This is a genomic window from Paenibacillus sp. sgz302115 (assembly GCF_056120445.1).
This window is the reverse complement of the sequence record NZ_JBVYOK010000014.1, coordinates 151,453-173,582: the sequence shown is the minus strand read 5'-3', so window position 1 is coordinate 173,582 and position 22,130 is coordinate 151,453. Positions and strand designations below refer to the sequence as shown.

Genomic DNA, 22,130 nt, shown 5'->3' with positions numbered 1-22,130 from the left:
CCTTTAAAAATGCGGAATTTTTCGAAAAAACTCCTAAATTTTTACGGATGCTGGCAATTTGACGATAACCTCTGTGCCTTCCCCTTTTTTGCTCTGAAAATGAATCGAGCCGTTCATGGCTTCAATAATCCGGAAGGTAACCATGAGCCCGAGCCCTGTTCCCTTGGTTTTGTTGGAATAATAGGGTTCACCCAGCCGGGCTAATTCGCTGACCTTCATGCCTTCTCCGTTATCCCGCACACTGATGACAACCTGCTCGCCTGATCCCCATGCGGCAATGGTAATCAGTCCATCCTCCTGCAAGGATTCAATCGCATTCTTGATCAGATTTATAAAAGCCTGCTTGAATTTGGACGTGCTGCCCAGCACTTGAAGACCACTCTGCAGCTTAAGCTCTATCGTTCCCCCCTGCAGATTCGCCAGCGGCACCAGTATGCCGGAGACATGCTCCAGCTCCCGCGATACCTCAAAGTTATCCAGCGTATCCATTCCGGGTTTGGCAAAGGTCAGAAAGTCCGTAATGATTACCGAAGCTCTATCTAGCTCCTCCAGAGCCATGTGCAGGTACTCTTTCTCCTTCTCGGCGGAGCGTTCTCCAAGAATCTGCAGGAAACCGCGGGTAACCTGAAGCGGATTGCGCACCTCATGAGCCACCGAAGCGGCAAGCTCACTGATAATCTCCATTTTCTCCGAACGCTGCAGATCATTATTGAACTTCTCCAGCTCCTGGGAATAATTCACAGCCTGTTCGTAGTTGCTTGCAAACCTTCTTCCCAGGATGACGATCAGTGAAAGAATGAACACCACCACGCCCCACTTCCAGCAGAAGAGTTGATATTTCTCATTGGAGGCATAATACAGGATCAGCTCGCTGAGTGACATTACCGCAAACACTACGAATCCAATCGAGAAAATGACCGCATCCCGGTTGCCTTTGAGGGCAGCATGAATAGCCACATACATCAGAAATAGAAACTGCAAAATCATCATTACGCCCAGAATGTCCACAGTTGTAAACCTGTACGCACCGTCCAGCCGGAAAGACAGCAAAGCATTCAATATTAGAAATCCCAGACAGAATAGCGAAAAACCTAGCTGAAATTTACGCAGCCGGATGATCCAGCCGTGCTTGCCAGGTCCGAAAATTTGCTCAAAATAAAACGTAAAAGCCGGCAGCAGCGTAAATAGAGCCAAATCGAAGCAGATTTCAATCAGCCGGCCCCGGCTGCCCATAATTAGCGGCAGAAACGGCGAATAGGTGATCAGCAATACTCCGAAGGACAGAATTACCAGCACAAGCAAAAATCCGCCCTTGAAAAAATCCAGCCGAAGAAATAACAGACATACCATCAGTGCCACTCCCATAAACAGAAGGGCTGCCCCGATTACAATATCCACTAAATCCTGTTTCACATAAAAAGCCAGCAGCTTGCCGTAGCTTCCCGCCGTGATACTTCCCTCTACACCAAAGCCCTTATCGCCCCCGCTGCTCCACAGGTAGAGCTGGGACTTGCCCTCTTTACCCGACAGCGGAATCAGCGCCTTGCTTCCATTATAATTAATGATCTCCCGGGAATCGTAGATAAGCTTGTTGTTCATATAAGCCTTGACGGTATTTCCGTATATTTTATTAATCAGCAGTGCTGAGTTCCCTTCCGCCTGCGGCAGAGAAATCCGCAGCCAGGCAGCCGTGACACCTGCCGGAGGCAGCGGTCTGGCAGCCCCCGAAGCAACCTTGACCCATTCGTCATCGGGAACCCCAGCCGCTTCTCCGGGACTATGAATATTTCCATAGTCCCATTTCAGCTCCCACTCCGGTAAAGGCTGACCTGTCTTTCCTCCCCATTGCATAGCGATACTTATAGGTACTATAGCAATCAGCAGCAGCAGCATGACAATTGCTGCCGCTGCCTTTGTTGATGGAAACTTCATTATGCACCTCAGTGAATCATTAGTTGGATTTATATAGTTCTTATGATACCTGTTTTCGACAGCCTTCGCACCATCCCTGCCTGATCCTGCAAAAAAACCTCGAAACAAGAAGAAACGTCTGCCCGTCCTTTTAAAGCGTCAACACCGTTTTCTTGGCCTGACGGTTAATCCGGCAGAAGATTGAATATATTAAGATCAGGCCTGCTATTCATTATGCAAAGGGAGTTGAACGGCGATGGGAAATGAGTTTAATAAAACTGAAGCCGACTTTGAATATGAGCGCTACACAAAGATGGGCGGGATCCATGAAACTCCTATTGATCTGGACGGAGTAGTGGATGATGATGCCGATCCGGCCCTGGTAGGCGATCATATACTCGCCGCCGATATTGGCCTGAATGCGCCTGAACCTATGCCGGAGCTGCGGGCAGACCGTAATATAAGCATGACCTCTCCCCCTCCGCCCGGGCGGGATGAGCTGCTGGAATCCGATGCGCTCTTTGCCGCCGGTGCGGCGGGGCTGACCGGCAGCGCGCTTCGCTATGCTGAAGCGGAGGGGGCTGCGGCAGAGGCCGATGAAGAGGAGCCTCCGCTGGAGGATATTCCCGATGCCGACGAGCTTCAGCCGGAAACCTCTGTCGATCCGGCTGCTCCGCCGGTGGATGTCATGCCGGGGATTGACATCCTAAACGGCTCGACCGGAGAGGAAGATTAGTTTTGTTATTTTTCGCATTGACTTTTTAACGCTGCATCCTTAATATTGGGTGTAATTCAATACGGCGATGGAGTTCGCCATAACCGTCCCTTAGTGACTAATGACTCCTACCAGTGGGCATTTTGCTGGTAGGAGTCTGTTTTATTATGGGGAGATCATGATGTAATCGGGGGCTAAAAGAATGAAAGCTATGTATGCGCACTGGCAGAAATGGGTCGAAAGGAGAAGTGATCTGGCGCTTTGGAGCACCTTTATCAAATGGATTGTGCTGGGCAGCGTTGTGGGTATCCTGTCGGGAACAGCCTCGGCTTTTTTCCTAAAAAGTCTTGATGCCGTTACGGAGCTACGTATGAGTTATGCCTGGCTGCTGTTCTTGCTTCCGCTGGGCGGAGCATTGGTGAGTTATCTGTACATGCGTTACGGCAAAAACAGCTCCAAGGGAAACAACCTGATTCTTGAACAAATCCACGATGGCAATGAGACGATTCCGCTGCGGATGGCGCCGCTTGTGCTGTTCGGAACTCTCGTTACCCATTTATTCGGCGGCTCGGCGGGGCGGGAAGGAACGGCGGTGCAAATGGGCGGCAGTCTGGCCGAAGGTTTCGGCAAGCTGATCCGCATCAACCCGCTCGACCGTAAAATTCTGCTCATGTGCGGAATCAGCGGCGGCTTCGGCTCCATCTTCGGAACCCCTTTGGCCGGAACGATATTTGGCCTGGAGGTCATTGCGATTGGCTTGATCAGCCATAAAGCGCTGCTTCCCTGTTTTACAGCCAGCTTTGTCGGTGATATAGTCGCCACCCGCGTGTGGGGCGTGAAGCATATCCATTATCAGGTTGATGTTTTTCCTGCACTGGGAGTTGTGGTTCTGCTGAAGGTGATCCTTGCCTCCATATTATTTGGGCTTGCCAGCATCCTGTTCAGTGAGCTTACCCATTATCTGAAAAGAACCTTCACAGCACTTGTGAAAAATCCTATGCTCAAAAGTGCGCTCGGCGGCTGCATCATTATAGCCTTGGTCTATATTGTCGATTCCAGAGATTACCTGGGCCTGGGCATCCCTTTGATCCAGGATTCCTTCACGACCGGCGTTGCGCCTTTCGCCTTCTTATGGAAGCTTATCTTCACCTCGTTCACCTTGGGAACCGGGTTTCAGGGAGGAGAAGTAACCCCTTTATTTGCTATAGGGGCTACTATGGGCAACAGTCTGGCCGGCATCCTTCATCTATATGCGCCATTTCTGGCTTCGCTTGGATTTATCGCCGTCTTCTGCGGAGCCACCAACACGCCTATCGCCTGCTTCATTATGGGCATTGAGCTGTTCGGCTCCGGCGGAGCGGTCTATATGTTCATTGCCTGCCTGGTCAGCTTCCTGTTCTCAGGGCATACAGGCATCTATACGTCCCAGCAGATCGGGATATCCAAGAGCCAGTGGATTCATATCCCTGAAGGAACAACACTCGCTACCGTCAAGCAGCGGCGCAAAATCAAACCGGAGGCGGACCGCTGAACGGCTCTGGAGCACTATTTTTCCAATATTGCCGTTTGTCCCGAGGCGTGTCCCGAGGTGTGGGCCGCTTCGACTTTCGCCTCCAATTTCCGGGTCTTCACAAGCACTGCTGCCATAAGCAGAATCGCCCCGTTAATGACGAACACCCAGCGAATAGGTAAGAACGCGCCGAGCATACCGCCAATGATCGGTCCGGCCATCGTTGCGAGCTGGGTAGCCGCCTGATTCAGACCAAACGCGCGCCCGCGAAAGCCCGGATCAATCACTTGGACAATCATCGCATTGACCGAAGGCAGCACTCCGGCATAGAACAAGCCGTAAGCAAAACGCAGGAGCGCAAATTCTACATAACCGGAGACAAAAAACTGCAGGATATTCCCGATGCCTCCGCCCAGCAGGCCAATGAAAAGAACGATTCCAAAGCCTTTACGGCTGCCGATTCTCCCCCACTGCGGAGCCATAATAACCGTGGCTATCCCTACAGCGGAGAACACAATACCTGAGCTAAGTGAAGCACTGTTCCGCGAAATTCCCATATCCAGCAAATAGATGGGCAGCAGCGGCTCCAGAATCATTACAGAAAAAGTAGCCAGGCCCGCAAGCAGCAGCAGCGTAATGAAGGCACGGTTTTTCCTGGCCTCACGGATATCATCGCTGACATGCGATCTTGGGGCCGAGCGGTCATAATTTTCTTCCTTGGCGAAAAAGGTGGCAATCAGCGCCGACACCAGCACGATCCCCGCCGAGAACAGAAACGCGCTGCGGTTGCTGGAATAATAGCTGACTACACCGCCAATCAGCGGGCCGAGGATGCTCCCCGTAGCTCCGGCTGTGGACATGATGCTGAGCGCATAGCCTGTCTTGTCCTCTGGAGTGTTGGTAGCCACCATAGCGATTGCCGCCGGAACAAAACCCGCCAAGAGCCCCTGAAAAATACGCACAATAATAAAAACATACGGATCATGCACAAAGTAATTGATCAGATAGAGCGCAGCCAGGCTGAATCCCGAACGGATCAGCATGGGCTTGCGCCCGTATTTATCGGCAAGCGACCCCCAGTAAGGGGAAATCAGCGCACTGGCCAAAAAGGTGATGCCGAAGCTGACGCCTGACCAGATTTCCAGATGATTGGTAACTCCTAGCTGGTCACTTAAAAAAATTGAAAGGAACGGGATCGAGATCGAATACGCGGTGCTGCAAAAAAACACGCCTATCCAAAGCACGATCAGGTTCCGCTTCCATGAAAAGCGCATACTGCACACTCCTGTCTGTTTATTCTTGGAAGTACCTACTCATTCTACTCCGCTTTAGGGAATGTGCCAATCCCGTGCGATCCTCTTATATTTTGCAAGGGAGAGGAGAAAGGTTGTATGATGATGGATGTGGACAACCGATATTCAAAGATTAAAGGAGCGATTGAGAACGTGAAGCGTACAAGAAGAACCCCGGTCATCCTTCTGGTGATGATGACACTCCTGCTGGTCATCGCCGCAGGCTGCGGCAACAAGCCGGCAAACAACAACGCAGCGGGCAACACCGCAAATACCGCAGGCAGCGAAGCCAGCCCGGCCCCGCAGGAGAGCGCTGCGGCAGCTACTGAAGGTGTGCCTTCAGCAACAGCCAGCCATCCGGTTGTTACTATAGAAATGGACAACGGCGGCATTATCAAGGCCGAGCTGTACCCCGAGGTCGCTCCCAACACCGTGAACAACTTCATTTCCCTGATCCAAAAGGGCTTCTATGACGGAACGATTTTCCATCGTGTCATTCCCGGCTTCATGATTCAGGGCGGTGATCCCGACGGAACAGGCTCAGGCGGACCGGACTACAGCATCGCCGGTGAATTCACCGCGAACGGCTTCACCAACAACCTGCTGCATACCCAGGGTGTGCTGTCTATGGCCAGAACCCAAGATATGAATTCCGCCGGCTCGCAGTTCTTCATTATGGCCGCCGATTCTCCTAGCCTGGACGGACAATATGCCGCATTCGGCAAGGTTACGGAAGGACAGGATGTCGTGGACGCCATCGTCAACCTGCCGCGCGACAGCTCCGACCGGCCGGATCAGCCGCCGGTTATGAAAAAGGTTACTGTGGATACGCTTGGCGTTACTTACCCGGAACCGCAAAAGGTGCAGTAATCGTTAGATCATATTTCAAAATAACCCGGCCCCTTCACCGCTGAAGCAAGTGAAGGGGCCGGACTGTATGCAGCGGCGGCAGCGATGACCAAGCTGCTGACCGCTGCAGAGTTATCTTCTGCTCAGGACGTGGTGGCTATCTCGCAGGAAAGTGCTGCGGCTGTTCCGCAGCAGGGAAATCCGCTCCTGCGCAAGATGATCTGCCGCAGCGTAGGTTGGAATTCCGCTTGTGCGGGAGATTTCCAGCACGCGGGTGATGCTGTCATAGATTTTGGCAATTTGCTTGAACGCCCGTTCCTTGTTGTAGCCGTTCAGCTCATCGGCCACATTGATTACGCCGCCTGCATTGATAACATAGTCGGGAGCATATACAATCCCCATTTCATGCAGGGCATCGCCGTGGCGCGGCTCCTTGAGCTGATTGTTGGCCGAACCTGCGACAACCTTCGCCTGTAGGAGCGGCAGCGAGTTGTCATTGATCGTTGCGCCAAGTGCGCAAGGAGCATAGATATCGCTTTTGACAGAAATAATGTCCGCAGGATCAACCGCTTTGGCGCCGTAAGCCTCTACCGCCCGGTTCACCGCTTCCTTATTGATATCTGTTACGATAAGCTGCGCGCCTTCCTCATGAAGATATTTGCAGAGCGTGAAGGAGACATTACCCACACCTTGAACTGCAACAGTCTTGCCTTCCAGCGAGTCGCTGCCAAAAGCCGCCTTAGCTGCCGCCTTCATACCTTGATATACCCCGAAGGCCGTCGCTGGCGAAGGATTGCCCGAGGAGCCGTAGGTAGCCGAAATCCCGGTAACATAATCCGTTTCCTGATGAATGATATCCATATCCGCTTCAGTGGTGCCTACGTCCTCGGCTGTAATGTAGCGGCCGTTCAAACCTTGTATGTATCTGCCGAAGGCACGGAACATCGCCTCGTTTTTATCCTTTTTGGGGTCCCCGATGATTACTGTCTTGCCGCCGCCCAGGTTCAGCCCGGCAACGGCATTCTTGTAGGTCATACCTTTGGAGAGCCGGAGCGCATCCACAACCGCATCTTCCTCTGATGCATACGTCCACATTCTTGTTCCACCTAGTGCGGGACCCAGTGTCGTGTCATGAATGGCGATAATAGCTTTTAACCCTGATGCCTTATCCTGACAAAACAACAGCTCTTCGTAATCGTCCCGCTCCATTGCTGCAAACAATTCCATTGGTCTCATTTCTCCTGTCTCTGCTATTCTTTGCGTTATGTTTCATAACAAAATTAGTACTTCCAGAGCGTATTGTCAATGCCATTTGTCCGCACACGGTGGATTTTTTTCTATATTCCGCTCGAATTCGACATCAACTTGACTCTTGATGTTATGCACATGTAAGGCTTGAGCACAGCTTGCTATTCTACTCCCAATACTCATCCGGCCGGTATTCAATTTCCGACTGCACCGCTATCGTCAGACATTCGGAAGAACTGTCGTAGTTCACCGGGTTGTCGCCGACATAATACCAGTGCTTGACCACCCGGCCGCCGGCCGGCTCCTCAAAACGAAAAACGTTCAGCTCAGCCTTGAGCGCAACCACTGCCGTCCCCTTATCTGCCGGTACGCCGCATAAGGTTATCAAAGTCAGACCGCCCTCATGATCAAAGGTATAGGTCAGGCCGTCCGTGCTGCTGAGGAGCATGCGCCCTGTTACGGCATGCTTAACCAGTACTCTCTCCTGTGCCATGATATCTTCCTCCTTGTACGTATGAATGGACCTTATGGCAGATCAATCAGCATTACGAAGACGTCTTCCCCAGCGGCAAGCTTCAGCTCGCTGACGTCTTCGATCCGTGCGGAATCCCCCGGATGCAGCAGCTTGTCTCCGTTCAGCTTGAGCTGACCCTCTATTACATGTATATAAATCCGCCGTCCCGGCTGCTGCCGATAATTCAGTTGTTCACCGGCTTGCAGGCGGCCAAGATAAATCGTCATATCCTGGGCAATATCAACAACCTCATCCGCACGATTGGCAGAAACTACAGGCAGCAATGCGCCATCAAGCTTCGTCGGATCAAACCGGCTTGTACTATATGAAGGCGAGGTGCCGCGGGTGCTCGGCATGAACCACAACTGCAGCAGCCGCACCGGCTCGGTATCCGAAGGATTATGCTCAGTATGAATGACCCCTGTCCCTGCCGACATCCGCTGAATGCCGCCGAAGTCCGTCTCGGCCACATTCCCCAGGTTGTCTTCATGACGGAGCCTTCCGGACAATACGATGGAGACAATCTCCATATCGCTGTGCGGATGGGCGCCAAAACCTCTCCCCGGAGCGATAATATCATCATTGCAGACGCGCATCGGCCCAAAAGCCGTATTGCCGGGATCATAGTACTCACCAAACGAAAAGCTATGTGTCCCTTTCAGCCAGCCGTGGTCAAAATGATGGGCGGATTCCGCCGGATATACTTGAATCATGTGATCCCCTCCTTGTCATAGTTACCTCTCAACCCTAAAAATATTGTAGCAGAAAGCACAGGAAAACAAAAAAAGCAGCATCCTCTCCCCTTCTTTTACGCACGTAAAAAAAAGAAAAGACTCGAGGTTAATCCTCAAGCCTTCTCTTCCTTTTAAAGGTTTATCAATATTCGCCATAAGCCTTGCGAAGAATCTCAAAGCTCATCTTCTTCCGTTCATGAGACGTAGGTTCATCCCATTTATCCCATTGATACAACACGGGTTCAGACGGTGTAAATGAAGACTGCTCCTTCGACTGTACAAAGGGTTCTACCCTTACCCCTTCGCTGGTTGTAGCTACAATTCCATTAGCCACATAAGGATAACGCCACACCTGTTTGCTGCTCGGGTCCGTGTAGCCAAGCATCATCCAAGGAATGCGTATTTCCAGCACATTCTGAGCGGCATACCAATCGGCCAGCGTATTAAAGGCAGGATCATCAGGATCTGTAGTTCCGGATTTCATAACCCCTACTTCATACTCTTCAAAAGGAACTGTTTTCTTGCTTTCCGGCAGATAAAGCGGTTTGTTAAGCGCAAGCTTCCAAGGTAAAAAGAGGCCCAGCTTATCCTGACTGTATCTGGGGTCTCCCGGCAGCATGTTCTTGATGTACGCATACAGCCATGTATGCTGATCATACGCGCTATTTACAAAGAGACGGGTATTCTTATCCCCTTGCATGCGGAGTAAAAATTCAATTCCATCCGAAAAGGTAATACCAGGTGCCTTATCAGCGACCAGACTGCCCCCTTTCAAGGTATCAAAGCCGATATCCACAATATCTTTTGAAAAATCCCAATTTCCTTCCTTCTTCTTTAACAGAAGGTACAGGTAGGCCTCATCATGGGATACCGTAAGATCAAACTTATCGTACGATTGTTTGACTTTATGCGGTCTCTTCTCCCAATCCGTTGTCTTCCCGTCCAGAATGATCATGTCTGATGCGGACTTGCCCGGCTCTACAGCAATGACTCCAAAGTTCTCTTCATTCGTTAAGCGGTTTCGCCACATCGCCCGGCGTTCCCAGGGAATCTCAAGATCGAGAGTATTCCAGGTATATTTAAACCACTCATCCTGCCACGAAAATAGAAGCGCTCCATCGTAGCGTTCATCATAGATGCTTTTAAGCATAGCCGCATCCATCTGTCCCTGTTCTTGTTCTGTATGCATCCCCTGGTTTAAACCCGCTGCCCCATAATGCGTAATTCCCCGTGAGCTGGGAACGCCAAATTCCGATACAAATACCGGAATGCCTTTATGATAGGTACGCAGATCATGCAAGTAACCTGCATAGGGGTTGACTTTGCCATCCGCATCACGGTAATTCTGATACTTCTCCTCATACCGCAAAAAATCAGGATAATACGGATACACATGATAGGAAGCAAAGTATCCGGCTGTCCAGGCAGCAGTTGCCGCCACATGCATCGGATCTACAGACACCAAATCCTCCTGCTTAAGCGGCTCATTCGGATGGATAAGCGGGTCCGTAGACAGCCAATTCGTAAACGCAACAGGGTGCTGCCAGCCATACTGGATTTCCTTACGGGCTAAAACCTCCAGCATGGAGGCCAGCCAGCTCTCAAATGGAGAAGCATTCTCCTTTGCTGTGAAATAATCCCCTTTAAACGGAGTCATATCCGGGTGCTGCGAATTGGTAACCTGAACTGCATAAGGAAACCACTCCGTCCCCACAATCCAGCCTAACAAATACTGTGATACATCTGTACGGTACTCACCGCTTGCATGACCATACCGTTCGGGAAGATCAGCATCTCCATGAATGACCCTCACGGCATCCTCTATTTCTTTTGTGAAATCCTTCGTAATCTCCGGTGTAAAAGCATCCCGCCCTTTAGCATCCTCCCCGGCAAGCTCCTCGTCCGGCGCCCAGATTCCCTGCATAATAAGCAAAGGCACCTCGGCGCTTTCGTTGAATTCATTCAGGGCTTCATAAAACACAGGCGGCAGGATCGTATAGATACGGACCACCTTTACATTCATCTCCTGCATTTGTGAGAACCAGCGCAAGTAATCTGTGCGGGAGGGCGTAAGCTCCCCGGGAAAGTGTCCCGGCGTTGTCGCCCCCAGGTTCATCCCCGCCCAGAAGGTCTGCTTCCATGACGTACCATCAAAAAGGGTTAGATGTTCACCCTCTACCTTTGCGATTTGTTTGATTCCACCAGCTTCAAATACAGGCATAGCTTTGGTTGATTTGTCTGACGATGAAGATGAGCTGGTGTATTTCGCAAGCCCCCGCCAGCTCTCATAATCGTGAATGGCAATTCCCGCATAGAGAGAATACGTCTTAAGTTTATCTTTCAGAATGGTCAGCTGCCGCTCCATTTCATCCAGACCCTCTTCATGGAACGTTGTGCCATTCCCTTCTGAGCTTTTGAGCAGGTTCACGCCTACCACTACTTTGTTCTCCTCAGAACCAGCCTCTTTGAGAATAGGAGTAACGATCTCCAGAATTGAATTTTCTCCTTCAGCGCGATCCCGATAAGACATTAACGTAATATGGTCCAGTCTATGGATGAGCCACTTGCTGAGGCTTTCCGTTGTTCCCGGGTTCATAAGCTCATTGATCCAGAAGGGGACGTCCGCGCTGACTTCGAGGTTTTGATCTTTTTTCGTTTCGCTTACCAAAAGCTCCATGTTGGTCATCCATTGCTTTATGATTTCTTCTTTATTGTCATTCCAATGGGCCAAGGTATAAAATTCAATATCGACATGGATGCCATGAAAACGTTCTTCTTCATTTACAGATTGATTATAATCCTGTACCCAGTTCACAAAGGTTAGGATGCTTTGCCGGTTTTCCGGCAATGACCACAATGGGTCCCCGGCAAGTGCATCTACCCGGATACCGGCTGCACCCGCTTTCTTGATAAACGAACGATACGCTTGCTGCGTAATTGATTTTTGATCAATATGTAAATAAATAAGATTAATTTCGTTTTGCTTGCTATACGCAACAATGTCGTCTGCTTCTTTCGCAATAATTTCCGAATTCCATATCCAGGTCGCTTTAATCATAGGGGGCCTAGACAAATAGAAATAGATCCAAATGGCAGCTGCCGCCAGCAGCAACGTACCGAAAATAACGAATTTCCCCTTAGATTTCCTTCGTGATGTGGTGTTCATGGTATTAATAAGGCAACCTCCTACCCGTAACACGAGCGTATTGAACCTCAGCTTCATTATCAACCTGACAATCCCTTAGATCGGCATGGGGTCCTATCGTGCAGCTTTCACCAATAGAGGTATTCCCGCGGAGAAAAGAGCCCGGATGAATCACCGTATCCGCTCCAATCACAACGTCCACATCAATATAAGTGGAATCAGGGTCGATAAGGGTAACGCCGTTTCGCATATGCTGCTCATTTATTCTACTTCGGAGAAGCTTCTCGACCGCAGCCAGCTGCACTCTATCATTTACGCCCATTCCATCCTCCGCATTACCTGTAATATAAGCAGCAATGCGATAGCTGTGGTTCTTCATGATTTCTAGGACATCAGGCAAATAATACTCTCCCTGAACGTTATCATTCTTGACCTCCCTGAGAGCCTGAAACAATACTTGATTGTCAAAGCAAAAGATCCCGGTGCTAATCTCGGAAATCTCCCTCTCCTCCACGGAGGCATCCTTGTGTTCCACAATACGCTCTACCAGGCCTTCAGGGGAGCGGATGATCCTGCCGTATCCGGCAGGGTCATCCAATATTGCTGTCAAGACGGTAGCCGCCGCCTGACTTTTCTCATGCAGCTCTATGAGCTGTTGCAGGGTTTCCTCCCTTATTAACGGAGTATCTCCACTGACTACAAGCGTGGTTCCCGTCTTATCCTGTAATAAATCCCTGCTCAGCATAACGGCATGGGCTGTCCCCAGCTGTTCCTCCTGAAATGCGTACTTCACAGACGCTCCAAGCTGTTCCTTTACCTGTTCAGCACCATGCCCTACAATAACAACGATCTCATCAACCTCGAGGCTGTTCAACCGGTCAACAACATGCTGAACCATAGGCTTTCCGCAAACCGGGTGCAACACCTTATATTGTCTCGATTTCATTCGGGTTCCTTTTCCCGCCGCCAACACAACCGCATAATGATTTGTCATGTTCCCCACTTATTCCACCGTGACGCTTTTGGCAAGGTTGCGTGGTTTGTCAACGTCATTACCGAGAGATACGGCAGTATAATAGGCAATAAGCTGTAAAGGAAGTACGGATAAGATCGGTGTAAACAGAAACAGCGTATGAGGAATTAGACACACGTCATCCACAACTCTGTGCAGCTCGATATTCTCTTCCAGTGTAATCCCGAGTACATGGGCCCCGCGGGCCTTTACTTCTTTAATATTGCTGACCATTTTTTCATACAGATCCATTTGGGTGGTCAGGGCAACAACGGGCGTTCCTTCCTCAATCAGAGCAAGCGTCCCATGCTTGAGTTCACCTGCCGCGTATGCCTCAGAGTGGATATAGGAAATTTCCTTCAGCTTTAGAGAGCCTTCCAGTGCAACGGCATAATCTATACCGCGGCCTATAAAAAACAAACTGCTGCGGTTCTTAATGGACTCTGCATACAAACGGATATCATCAGCACGCTGAAGTACGCCTTCCGCTTGTTCAGGCAATTTGCACAGGGCTGCAATCATGAGCTTACGCTCATCCTCTGTGATCGCTTCTCTTATTTGTCCAAGGTACATTCCAAGCAAATAGAACACAATTAACTGAGAGGTATAGGCTTTGGTAGAGGCGACGGCAATTTCCGGCCCTGCTACGGTTGCAATCACATCATCGGCATCGCGGGCAATGGAGCTTCCCGGAACGTTGGTAATGGCCAAGACCTTTGCGCCTTGACGCTGGCTCTCCCGTAAGGCAGCCAAGGTATCCGCCGTCTCTCCGGACTGACTCACTACGATAACCAGGGTTTTCTCCGTAATAATCGGACGGCGGTATCTAAACTCGGAAGCGACTTCTACCTCCACCGGAATCCGGGTCAGCTCTTCGATCACCGTTTTCCCGACCAGTCCGGCGTGGTAGGCAGTACCGCATCCTATAATAAATATTTTGTCCACCGACTTGATGTGTTCTGAACTCAAGTGTAATCCTTCAAAGACGATGTTTTTTCCTGCGGCATCAATCCGGTTCAAGATGGTTTTCCGAAAAGCATTGGGCTGTTCATAAATTTCCTTCAACATATAAGTATCAAAACCGTCTTTCTCCGTTTGCACCAAGTCCCAGTCGATCCGCAAAATATCGCGTTGAAACACTTCTTTCGTATCCATTTTGATCAGAGAGACATCACTCTTCGTAATAACCGCCATCTCTCCATCCTCCAGGATGTAAAAATCACGAGTATACTCAAGTACAGCTGAGATGTCGGAGCCAATGAAGTTCTCTCTTTCCCCCACACCAATAACCAGCGGACTAGCCAAACGAACAGCGATCAGCTTGTCCGGCTCATACTCAGTGACAACACCAAGAGAATATGCACCACGCATTTTTGAGGCCGCTGCTTGAATCGTAGAAACAATATCGCCATCGTATAGATCAGCAAGCAGGTGCACGATGACTTCCGTATCTGTCTCTGATGTAAAGACCACACCTTTGTCCAGCAGCTCTTTTTTGAGCTCAAGATAATTTTCAATAATCCCGTTATGAACAACCGAAAACATCCCTGACTCATCCGTATGAGGATGTGAATTCTCATCTGATGGACGCCCGTGCGTAGCCCAGCGGGTATGGCCTATCCCTACGGAGCCCTCTATGGGTGAATGCTCCAGCCGCTCTTCAAGAACAGCTATGCGCCCCATAGATTTGCACACCTCTACTCGCTCACCGTTATAAACCGCTATTCCTGCGGAATCATATCCACGGTATTCGAGTTTTTTCAAACCATTCGTTAAAATGTGCTGCGCCTGACCCGCTCCTATATACCCAACGATTCCACACATCTGACTATCTCCTCATCTTATTGAATTTCCCAGTAGCCGCCCGGAACCTTGCCTACGCTAAAAGGGAGAGCAATTCTTTCTCAGCCGGTATCTTTACGGTTGTTCCAAGCTGATAGATATGCGGTGCTTCTATTCCTTGAAAAGCATTGCGTGTATCAATAACGGCTACACCCAAACCGGCAAACTCCTGGTAGTCAAAACTGCTGTGGTTCGTAACGAGTACAAAGCAATCATAGCTTCTCATTTTCTCCAAATCGTAAGCGATCGAATGAACCGTGTTCCCATGCTTATCGGCAAAGCTTTGGGCATGCGGGTCGTAGTAATCGACACTCGCTCCATTTTCTTTAAATAGCTCATAGATATGTAACCCTGGTGACTCCCGCAAGTCGTCAATGTCTGGTTTGTAGGCCATACCCAGGATGAGGATATTGGATTTTCGAATAGACTTTTCATATACGTTGAGAACTTGGCCTGTTTTACTGATTACATAATCAGGCATGTTGTCATTAATGGATTGAGCCAGTTCAATGAATTGGCTGTGGAAACGGAACCCTTTCGCCTTCCAGGACAAATACATCGGATCAAGCGGAATGCAGTGCCCGCCAATTCCCGGACCCGGAAAAAACGGCATATATCCGAAGGGCTTCGAAGAGGCTGCTTTGATGACCTCCCATACATTGATCCCCATCTTGTCGCACATCAGGGCCATTTCATTTACAAACGCAATATTCACGCTGCGGAACGTATTTTCAAGCAATTTAGACATTTCTGCTACCTTAGGGGAAGAGACAGTAATTACTGTTTTGACAGTATTCCCGTATAAAAGCGAGCCAAGCTCTGAGCACTTCGGAGTGGTTCCTCCAATTACCTTTGGCGTATTATAGGTGTTATAAGAAGTATTACCTGGGTCTACACGCTCAGGAGAGAAGCAGAGGAAGTAATCTTCTCCTACGGTTAAGCCCATTTTCTCAAATTCCCATTGAATCAGCTCTTCTGTTGTACCAGGATAAGTCGTACTCTCCAGTGTGATTAACATTCTTTTCTTCATATACTTCTTGATCATGTTTACTACACTGGTGATATATGAAGTATCCGGGTCCTGATTCTCACTGAGCGGTGTAGGCACGCAAATACTGATTGCATCCAACTCTTCCAGCGCTGAAAAATCGACTGTCGGAAAGAATTTTCCCAGAGACGATTGAACGGCATCATCGGGCACATCCTGAATATAGGACTTGCCTGATTGCAATTTTTCAATTTTGCGGACATCTAAATCTATGCCAACGACTGTAAACCCGCTCTTAACCATTTCCATAGCCAGGGGAAGACCCACATACCCAAGTCCAATAACCCCGATTTTTGCTGTTTGCGATGCGATTGCCTGTTGCAGATCTGAATAATTATTCATCACTTGATTTCTCCTTCATCGTCATTTTGTTGAAATAGTCTTTTGATTCGAACAGCCAGCTCTATAGGTGAAAATGGTTTGATCATGTAATCAGAGACGCCCATTTCAAACGATTTTTGGATGTCTTCATCCAGTCGTTTATCAGTTAACACCATGATTTTATAGTTATTTGCATTCCCGTTATTCTTGATCTTATTGATCAATTGGTAACCATCCATGACCGGAAGGTTCAACTCTGTAATCACTAGATCAGGCCCCAGCTCCAGGTATTTTTCTATACCTTCCCTCCCGTTATTTGCAAAGTGAACATCATAACCCTTCTTATGCAAATAAATGCCCAAATACTCATTTACCGTGTTATCATCATTGACTACCAGGATGCTGATCTTTTGCCTTTTATTCAGAGCTTCGAAGTTAAAAATACGAATTTCTCCAAGCTCGCTTGAGCCTTTACTCATCTCCTCCAGCATATCGCTTAATATCTGTACAGCCGACTCCCCATTCTCCGGGAAGCTGGCGATCAGGATTTGTCCGGCAAGCAAATTTCGTTCCTGCAGATAATCCTTAACCATAAGAGAATGATAATGGGTATGGCTCAGGTTCAGATCGTCTATCAGGATAGCTAAAATACTGCTTTCATTATCGTAATAGTACTGTGCAAATAGGGACCCCTCCTTACCGAAGTAAAGTTTCATATCCTGCAAATTCTTCTCATTGATCTCATGGGATTCAGCAAGAATGATCCCGTAAGAGATTTGACCCGCCTGATAGTAGGTAAGAAAAAATTCAAACGCATCCTGCAGCTTTCCCGATGACTTTCTTTCCATAATGTTGATTTTGCTTACCCCCTAGCCGGTAGTTTTCTTATCTTTAGTAAAGCTGGTTCTGGTCATTGTTCCCCAAGTATTATTGTTTCTGAAAAACTCAATATGCCCGAGAAATCTCCAGATCACCCCCAGCTGCTGATACCCTAAGAACATGATGACAATAAAGAACAGCATCTTGAACACATCTCTGATTCTCGGATAACGCCTGAATGCAATTTCCTCCAGCAAAAGGGAGCCGACTCCCAGCAATATTCCATACAGAATGTTCAATAAGCTAAACAGCGCAAGAATACGCCAATTGGTTAAATCTAAAAGGACATATCCTACCAATGCCATAAACCCGGTAAATCTGAAGTACGGATTCAGGGTTTCAAAGATAATGTTATAAGGAAGGGTTAACAGCCCCATAACCTTATACTTTGGCCGGAATGCCATATATACACCATACTCCAGCATATTCTTAAGGTTCCCGCGCCCCCATCGCCTTCGCTGGCTGCCCAGTATACGAAGCGAGTCAGGGGCTTGGGTCCAGCAGACGGCATCAGGACAATAGGCAACACGATAAGGTAATTTATGTTCCAGCATATACTTATGGAGCTTGATAATAATGTTCATATCTTCACCCGGATATCCTCCGCGGTAGCCGCCTGCCTTAATAACATAGTCCTTGCGGAATACGCCAAAGGCTCCTGAGACAATAATTAAGCCATTGATGGCGCTCCAGCCGATTCTTCCTCCAAGAAACGCCTTCAAATACTCTACCGTCTGAAACATAGGAAGAATACTTTGGGGCAGCTGAACTTTCTTAACAATTCCGTCTTCAATCTCGCAGCCATTCGCGATGCGAATATTCCCGCCAATCGCTACAGTCTCCTCCGGATTCTCCATGTACACCTTTACAATACGAATCAGTGCATCCTTCTCCAGCAGAGAGTCAGCGTCAATGGATGCGATGAGCGGATGGTGGGAAAGATTGATGCCGGCATTAAGCGAATCCGCTTTTCCTCCATTATTCTTGTCAATCAAATATAGATTCGGGTACTCCGGATTGTGATACACCGCCCGGATCGCTTCTGTCTCTAAAATGTTTTTCGCTGCACGCTGTGAAGGCTTGAGCCCAAACTCATTAATCAATGTGCCTACCGTGTCATCTTTTGATCCGTCGTTGATTACAATGACCTCATACTTTGGATAATCAAGGGCAAGCAGCGAATTGACATTCTCGATAATGGTCAACTCCTCGTTGTAGGCCGGAACGAGAATGGATATGGACGGAACATATTCCGAGCCGGATAATGCCTGAAATCTCGAATAGGTGCTGTTTTTTACAATCGAAAAAATTTTCTTAAATGAAAACGACATGATCGAAAAATAAAGAGTATTAATGGCTACCACGTAATAGGTTGCAAAAATCCCATAGCCTAATAAAAAATCTCTCATGGCTTCCCCTTTCATTTGATGTTATACGGCCATGGCATAGCCCGGTGGTATAAACCTGTTATTGCCGGATAACAGCTTCACGGCTGTCATTCTGATCTCCTCATCTTCGGATTCTAATAAACGATATAACGTTGGTAAAATATTTGGCACCATATAAACAGGCAGGCCTAGGAGTCCTATTTTGATAAGATCGTTGTCAGCTTCATGTAGAAATCCCACCATAAGCGGGGTGCAATCTATTTCGGACTCTTTGATGATATCCACGACCAAATGATGAATATTTTTTCGATGCCTTACGAGAAGCAGCACCATTTCTCTCAGATGTTCTGCATTCAAAGCACACTTAGCTATGGAACGGGCGATAATAAACACTGTCGCGTCGTTTTTGGCGGACCTTAGTAATTTCAAAAGCCTCGGTATAGCTTGTTCAGACCTCATAGCACCCAGATTGTAGATGGCACCCGGTTTGATCCATGGCAGCGGGCTATGCAGACGTGCTAAATCACGTTCGATCAGTTCCAGGTCTTCACATAGCTTTATTAATTTTTCCCGGTGGCTTCCCTTGAAGTGTTCAATCCACCCGATCAGTTTTTTCTGTATAACATACCGCTCATGATGATTTAACCGTGAATGAGGGATCATTAATTGATCATCACTGTCGATATGAACCTGTATATATGTAAAATAATCAGCAAACTTTATCAGGTACTTATCTGTTTTTTTATCCATCCATATTTTCCTTGATTTAAGAATGAAAATGCATACGAAACAGAGCGAGATAATGGTGAGTATTGTGCAGATAATCACACTGACTGTTGATACATAGACAACCAAAATTGAACTCTCCTTCCATAGTATCTGTTGAATCCTTCTCCCCTTGTTCCTTTTAAAGAACACCCCGATTGCTGCAGAAAGGGAGACCACGGGAGGTCCTTCCTAAATAGTGTTAAAAATGTTAAGATGAAGACTTGGGACGCTCCCATTAGAGTTTTGTGGTCTCTCGGCCCTGTTACACCAGCTTCGGAGCTGTACATTCAAACCAGCTGTCATTGGGAATAAAAATGAATAACTGATTCAAACTGCATAAATTTGAGCAGATGCTTATCGTTCCTTTTAGGCAACGTTGCAAATCAATTATAGGGCAGCACCGTCAATATATGATATAGTCATCTTTGCTCATTTCTACCATATTCCTAACATCTTCAATAAGTTATAAACTACTACCTCTGTTTCAACCCCACTGCATAACTATTGATCTATCTTTATAATGAATCATGTCTCTCAACCAAACAAAATTCCATTTTCCGGAGAAAAAAGTGATTTTCGTCGTATTTACACTTGTACATTAGAACAAACAACTTGATTCAAAAGGAGTACGGTCATCTTGTTTTTCGATCATATTAACTATAGAATTCATTCCAAAAAAGGTGGCTGTTTATGATTGGAACACGTATACGCCAGCTTAGAATAGAAAAAGGCCTTTCGTTATCCGAGCTGGCCGAATGTGCTGAAGTGGCTAAGTCCTATTTAAGCCGTATTGAAAGGGGGATTCAATCCAATCCCTCGATTGAATTTCTTGAGAAAATCGCATCAGTTTTTAATATAACTGTAGATGCATTACTGCAGAAAAATCCTGCTCCGAGCGAAACTCCTGATAGTGAATGGCATCATCTTATCAAAAAAGCGATTGATTCCGGGATCAGCATAGAACAGCTTGAGGAGTTTTTAGATTATTCTATATGGCGTCAAAATCGAAAAAACAAGTAGAAACGGCTTCGCGTCCTCTAAAAGCAGCGGTATATTAAAAAAAGAGCTCCGCCTCCATCCTCAAAAAAGGACTTTGGCAGGAGCTCTTATTTATATGTTATGGAATTAAGCCTGGAATCCATTCCAGTGAACGACCGCTTCCAGCGGCAGACGCCCTGTTGGCCGTCCTTCAACCGCAGCCTTGCCCAGTGCGATCAGCATCACCGGCACATAACGCCCGGAAATCTGGAACAGCTCCTTAAGCCCGGCAGGGTCGAAACCGCCCATTGGCACTGTGTCATAACCTCTCGCTTTGGCTGCCAGCATCAGCTGCATGGATACCAGTCCACCGTCAACCAGGGCGATGTCCTCCAGCTTCTCCAGCGGCAAGCTGGAATAGCCTTCACGGCTCCGTTTGGCCATTGCTGTGGCAACATCCTCAGGCATAAGCCCCGTAGCGCTGGCATGCCCATAGATCGTGTCTGCATTGCTGTAAGCTTCAGTATCGCCCAGCACAGCAATCACCGCCGAGGCCTCCGTAACTTGCGCCTGATTGAACGCGATAGGCAGCAGCTTCTCCTTTATTTCCTGATCCGTAATGACGATGAACCGCCACGGCTGAAGATTGGAGGAAGATGGCGCAAGTGTAGCTTCTGTAAGAAGCTCCTTGATCTCCTCATCGGAAATTTTCCAGGAGGGATCGTATTTCCGCACCGAACGCCGTTCCCGGATCACCTTGCTAAATTCCTGTTCCACTTTCAGTTCTGCTGCCATAATTTAATCCTCCTCTTCCCTATCCATTATTTGGTGTTTTTTAACTGTGACTTAACAAGCACAGTATAATTCATAAAAAAGCCCTATGTCAACAGCCCGCTCTCCGTACGATATCAGCCAGGGTGTGCTTCTCCAGAACCCCAAGCACGCTTTGCTCCATTTCCTCCAGAATATCGGCGCAAACATCCTTCATTTGTGCTCCGAACGGATTCGTACACATCGTATCGTTAATCGCATTGCTGCGGGATTCGCCTACCTCCATCGCCCGGTAAATGTCCGCCAGTGTCAGCTCCTCCGGCGACCGGTTGAGCATATAGCCGCCATCCCGCCCTTCCCGGGTCACAAGGATCTGCTCGCGGGTCAGCTTAGCCAAAGCTTTTCTTAACACCGTCGGCTCCGAAGATAAATGCACGGCGATTTCACAACTGGAACAGGTATTGCCTTTTTGAGCCATGATCACAAGAGCCTGCAAGACCAGAGCAAACGATTTATATTGGAGAGCCCCGCTGTTTCGTGTTTTTGCCATGTTTCCCGCTCCTTCCAGCACGTATACATCATTAAGTATAGAGCGCAGTGCCTATTTTGGCAAAATACATCTATATCGTAGATATTTGCATTTCAGAAACGATAAACCAGCTTTTGGATGTGCTGTCCTTGATATATACCTGGATTGAATAGTTCCCTTTTTCAGTAAAAGTATAGGTATATTCCGCCGACTTGAACCAAAAGCTATCCTTCTTCTCCTTAATTTGCTGATTATCGACCGTATCAATTTTGCCCAGGGGATTGGTGATCGTTATTTTCAGATCCGAAATTTCTGTTTTCAAATGATCTACCTGCACTAGAACCGAAAAAGTACTGCTGGCCGCGCTTCTCACCTTGCCGAAGATTTTCCCCTGGTCATCCAGCAAAACCATGTTTACATTCGGCTTATAGATGCGAACCTCTTTCCCGGACTCATCCCAGGACAATACCGCGTGCAGGTTCTCCGGCAACTGTTCAATGGAGAGATACGCGTCCCCTTCCGACAGCAGACCTGAATGCTTCTGCAGCACATTGTTCACATAAACCGCAATGTCCGATTTACCCGCTGCGGCGTACAGCAAGGTCCCTCCTGTAATCATCATCAGGATCACCGTCGAAAAGATCAGCTTTTTCAAGTTGCGCATCCGTTCTCCCCC

19 protein-coding genes and 1 riboswitch are annotated in these 22,130 nt (G+C 48.1%); of the genes, 4 read left to right on the top strand and 15 right to left on the bottom strand.

Translation table 11 applies throughout. The features are described 5' to 3' along the window. Positions 1–33 precede the first annotated feature (33 nt). Positions 34–1,932 (bottom strand): ATP-binding protein, encoded by a 1,899-nt coding sequence (locus AC0LWN_RS23185; RefSeq protein WP_474669503.1) that lies wholly within the window; start codon positions 1,930–1,932, stop codon positions 34–36. Between the two features lie 235 nt (positions 1,933–2,167). Between AC0LWN_RS23185 and AC0LWN_RS23180 the strand changes: the two genes are divergently transcribed. Together AC0LWN_RS23180 and AC0LWN_RS23175 are read left to right on the top strand one after the other, a co-directional pair. Beyond that, entirely contained in the window at positions 2,168–2,647 is a 480-nt protein-coding gene (locus AC0LWN_RS23180; protein ID WP_474669501.1) for a hypothetical protein, read from the top strand. Positions 2,648–2,701: 54 nt separating this feature from the next. Next, a riboswitch (Fluoride riboswitch) is annotated at positions 2,702–2,764 on the top strand. Positions 2,765–2,837: 73 nt separating this feature from the next. Beyond that, entirely contained in the window at positions 2,838–4,157 is a 1,320-nt protein-coding gene (locus AC0LWN_RS23175; RefSeq protein ID WP_474669525.1) for a voltage-gated chloride channel family protein, read from the top strand. A 14-nt stretch (positions 4,158–4,171) separates the two neighbouring features. Here the strand turns inward: AC0LWN_RS23175 and AC0LWN_RS23170 are convergent, their stop codons facing one another. Further along, on the bottom strand, positions 4,172–5,410 hold the full coding sequence (locus AC0LWN_RS23170) for an MFS transporter (protein ID WP_474669499.1): 1,239 nt from the start codon (positions 5,408–5,410) through the stop codon (positions 4,172–4,174). A gap of 117 nt (positions 5,411–5,527) precedes the next feature. Between AC0LWN_RS23170 and AC0LWN_RS23165 the strand changes: the two genes are divergently transcribed. Beyond that, positions 5,528–6,298, top strand: a complete 771-nt coding sequence (locus tag AC0LWN_RS23165; protein ID WP_474669497.1) for a peptidylprolyl isomerase — start codon at positions 5,528–5,530, stop codon at positions 6,296–6,298. Between the two features lie 111 nt (positions 6,299–6,409). Here AC0LWN_RS23165 and AC0LWN_RS23160 read toward each other — a convergent pair whose 3' ends face one another. The 10 genes from AC0LWN_RS23160 to AC0LWN_RS23115 all read right to left on the bottom strand — a co-directional run bounded on the left by AC0LWN_RS23160 (position 6,410) and on the right by AC0LWN_RS23115 (position 19,158). Next, a complete protein-coding gene (locus tag AC0LWN_RS23160) occupies positions 6,410–7,504 on the bottom strand; it encodes a Leu/Phe/Val dehydrogenase (protein ID WP_458966181.1) in 1,095 nt (364 codons plus the stop codon). Between the two features lie 187 nt (positions 7,505–7,691). Beyond that, complete coding sequence (locus AC0LWN_RS23155; RefSeq protein WP_474669495.1) at positions 7,692–8,018, bottom strand: hypothetical protein; 327 nt, start codon at positions 8,016–8,018, stop codon at positions 7,692–7,694. Positions 8,019–8,050: 32 nt separating this feature from the next. Then, complete coding sequence (locus AC0LWN_RS23150; RefSeq protein WP_474669493.1) at positions 8,051–8,752, bottom strand: pirin family protein; 702 nt, start codon at positions 8,750–8,752, stop codon at positions 8,051–8,053. Positions 8,753–8,915: 163 nt separating this feature from the next. Beyond that, a complete protein-coding gene (locus AC0LWN_RS23145; RefSeq protein ID WP_474669491.1) occupies positions 8,916–11,939 on the bottom strand; it encodes a hypothetical protein in 3,024 nt (1,007 codons plus the stop codon). Positions 11,940–11,943: 4 nt separating this feature from the next. Continuing rightward, positions 11,944–12,912, bottom strand: coding sequence for a bifunctional UDP-N-acetylglucosamine diphosphorylase/glucosamine-1-phosphate N-acetyltransferase GlmU (gene glmU / locus AC0LWN_RS23140; RefSeq protein WP_474669489.1), 969 nt, complete (start codon positions 12,910–12,912; stop codon positions 11,944–11,946). A gap of 9 nt (positions 12,913–12,921) precedes the next feature. Next, positions 12,922–14,754, bottom strand: coding sequence for a glutamine--fructose-6-phosphate transaminase (isomerizing) (gene glmS / locus AC0LWN_RS23135; RefSeq protein ID WP_474669488.1), 1,833 nt, complete (start codon positions 14,752–14,754; stop codon positions 12,922–12,924). Positions 14,755–14,806: 52 nt separating this feature from the next. After that, complete coding sequence (locus AC0LWN_RS23130) at positions 14,807–16,162, bottom strand: nucleotide sugar dehydrogenase (RefSeq protein ID WP_474669486.1); 1,356 nt, start codon at positions 16,160–16,162, stop codon at positions 14,807–14,809. Then, on the bottom strand, positions 16,162–16,989 hold the full coding sequence (locus AC0LWN_RS23125) for a response regulator (protein WP_474669484.1): 828 nt from the start codon (positions 16,987–16,989) through the stop codon (positions 16,162–16,164). Before AC0LWN_RS23125 ends, AC0LWN_RS23130 begins: the two co-directional genes overlap by 1 nt. 21 nt (positions 16,990–17,010) lie before the next feature. Then, the gene (locus AC0LWN_RS23120; protein WP_474669482.1) at positions 17,011–18,429 is read right to left on the bottom strand and encodes a glycosyltransferase family 2 protein; all 1,419 of its coding nucleotides are present in this window, start codon (positions 18,427–18,429) and stop codon (positions 17,011–17,013) included. A 21-nt stretch (positions 18,430–18,450) separates the two neighbouring features. Further along, positions 18,451–19,158, bottom strand: coding sequence for a hypothetical protein (locus AC0LWN_RS23115; protein WP_474669480.1), 708 nt, complete (start codon positions 19,156–19,158; stop codon positions 18,451–18,453). Between the two features lie 708 nt (positions 19,159–19,866). Here AC0LWN_RS23115 and AC0LWN_RS23110 point away from each other — a divergent pair. Further along, positions 19,867–20,196 (top strand): helix-turn-helix domain-containing protein, encoded by a 330-nt coding sequence (locus AC0LWN_RS23110; RefSeq protein WP_474669478.1) that lies wholly within the window; start codon positions 19,867–19,869, stop codon positions 20,194–20,196. Positions 20,197–20,301: 105 nt separating this feature from the next. Here the strand turns inward: AC0LWN_RS23110 and AC0LWN_RS23105 are convergent, their stop codons facing one another. The 3 genes from AC0LWN_RS23105 to AC0LWN_RS23095 all read right to left on the bottom strand — a co-directional run bounded on the left by AC0LWN_RS23105 (position 20,302) and on the right by AC0LWN_RS23095 (position 22,118). Further along, positions 20,302–20,949: a nitroreductase family protein gene (locus AC0LWN_RS23105; RefSeq protein ID WP_474669476.1), complete on the bottom strand. Its 648-nt coding sequence runs from the start codon at positions 20,947–20,949 to the stop codon at positions 20,302–20,304. Between the two features lie 88 nt (positions 20,950–21,037). Next, positions 21,038–21,475 carry an RrF2 family transcriptional regulator gene (locus AC0LWN_RS23100; RefSeq protein WP_474669474.1) on the bottom strand — a complete coding sequence of 146 codons (438 nt, stop codon included), beginning with the start codon at positions 21,473–21,475 and terminating at the stop codon, positions 21,038–21,040. Between the two features lie 70 nt (positions 21,476–21,545). Further along, positions 21,546–22,118: a hypothetical protein gene (locus AC0LWN_RS23095; protein ID WP_458966186.1), complete on the bottom strand. Its 573-nt coding sequence runs from the start codon at positions 22,116–22,118 to the stop codon at positions 21,546–21,548. Positions 22,119–22,130: the final 12 nt, after the last annotated feature.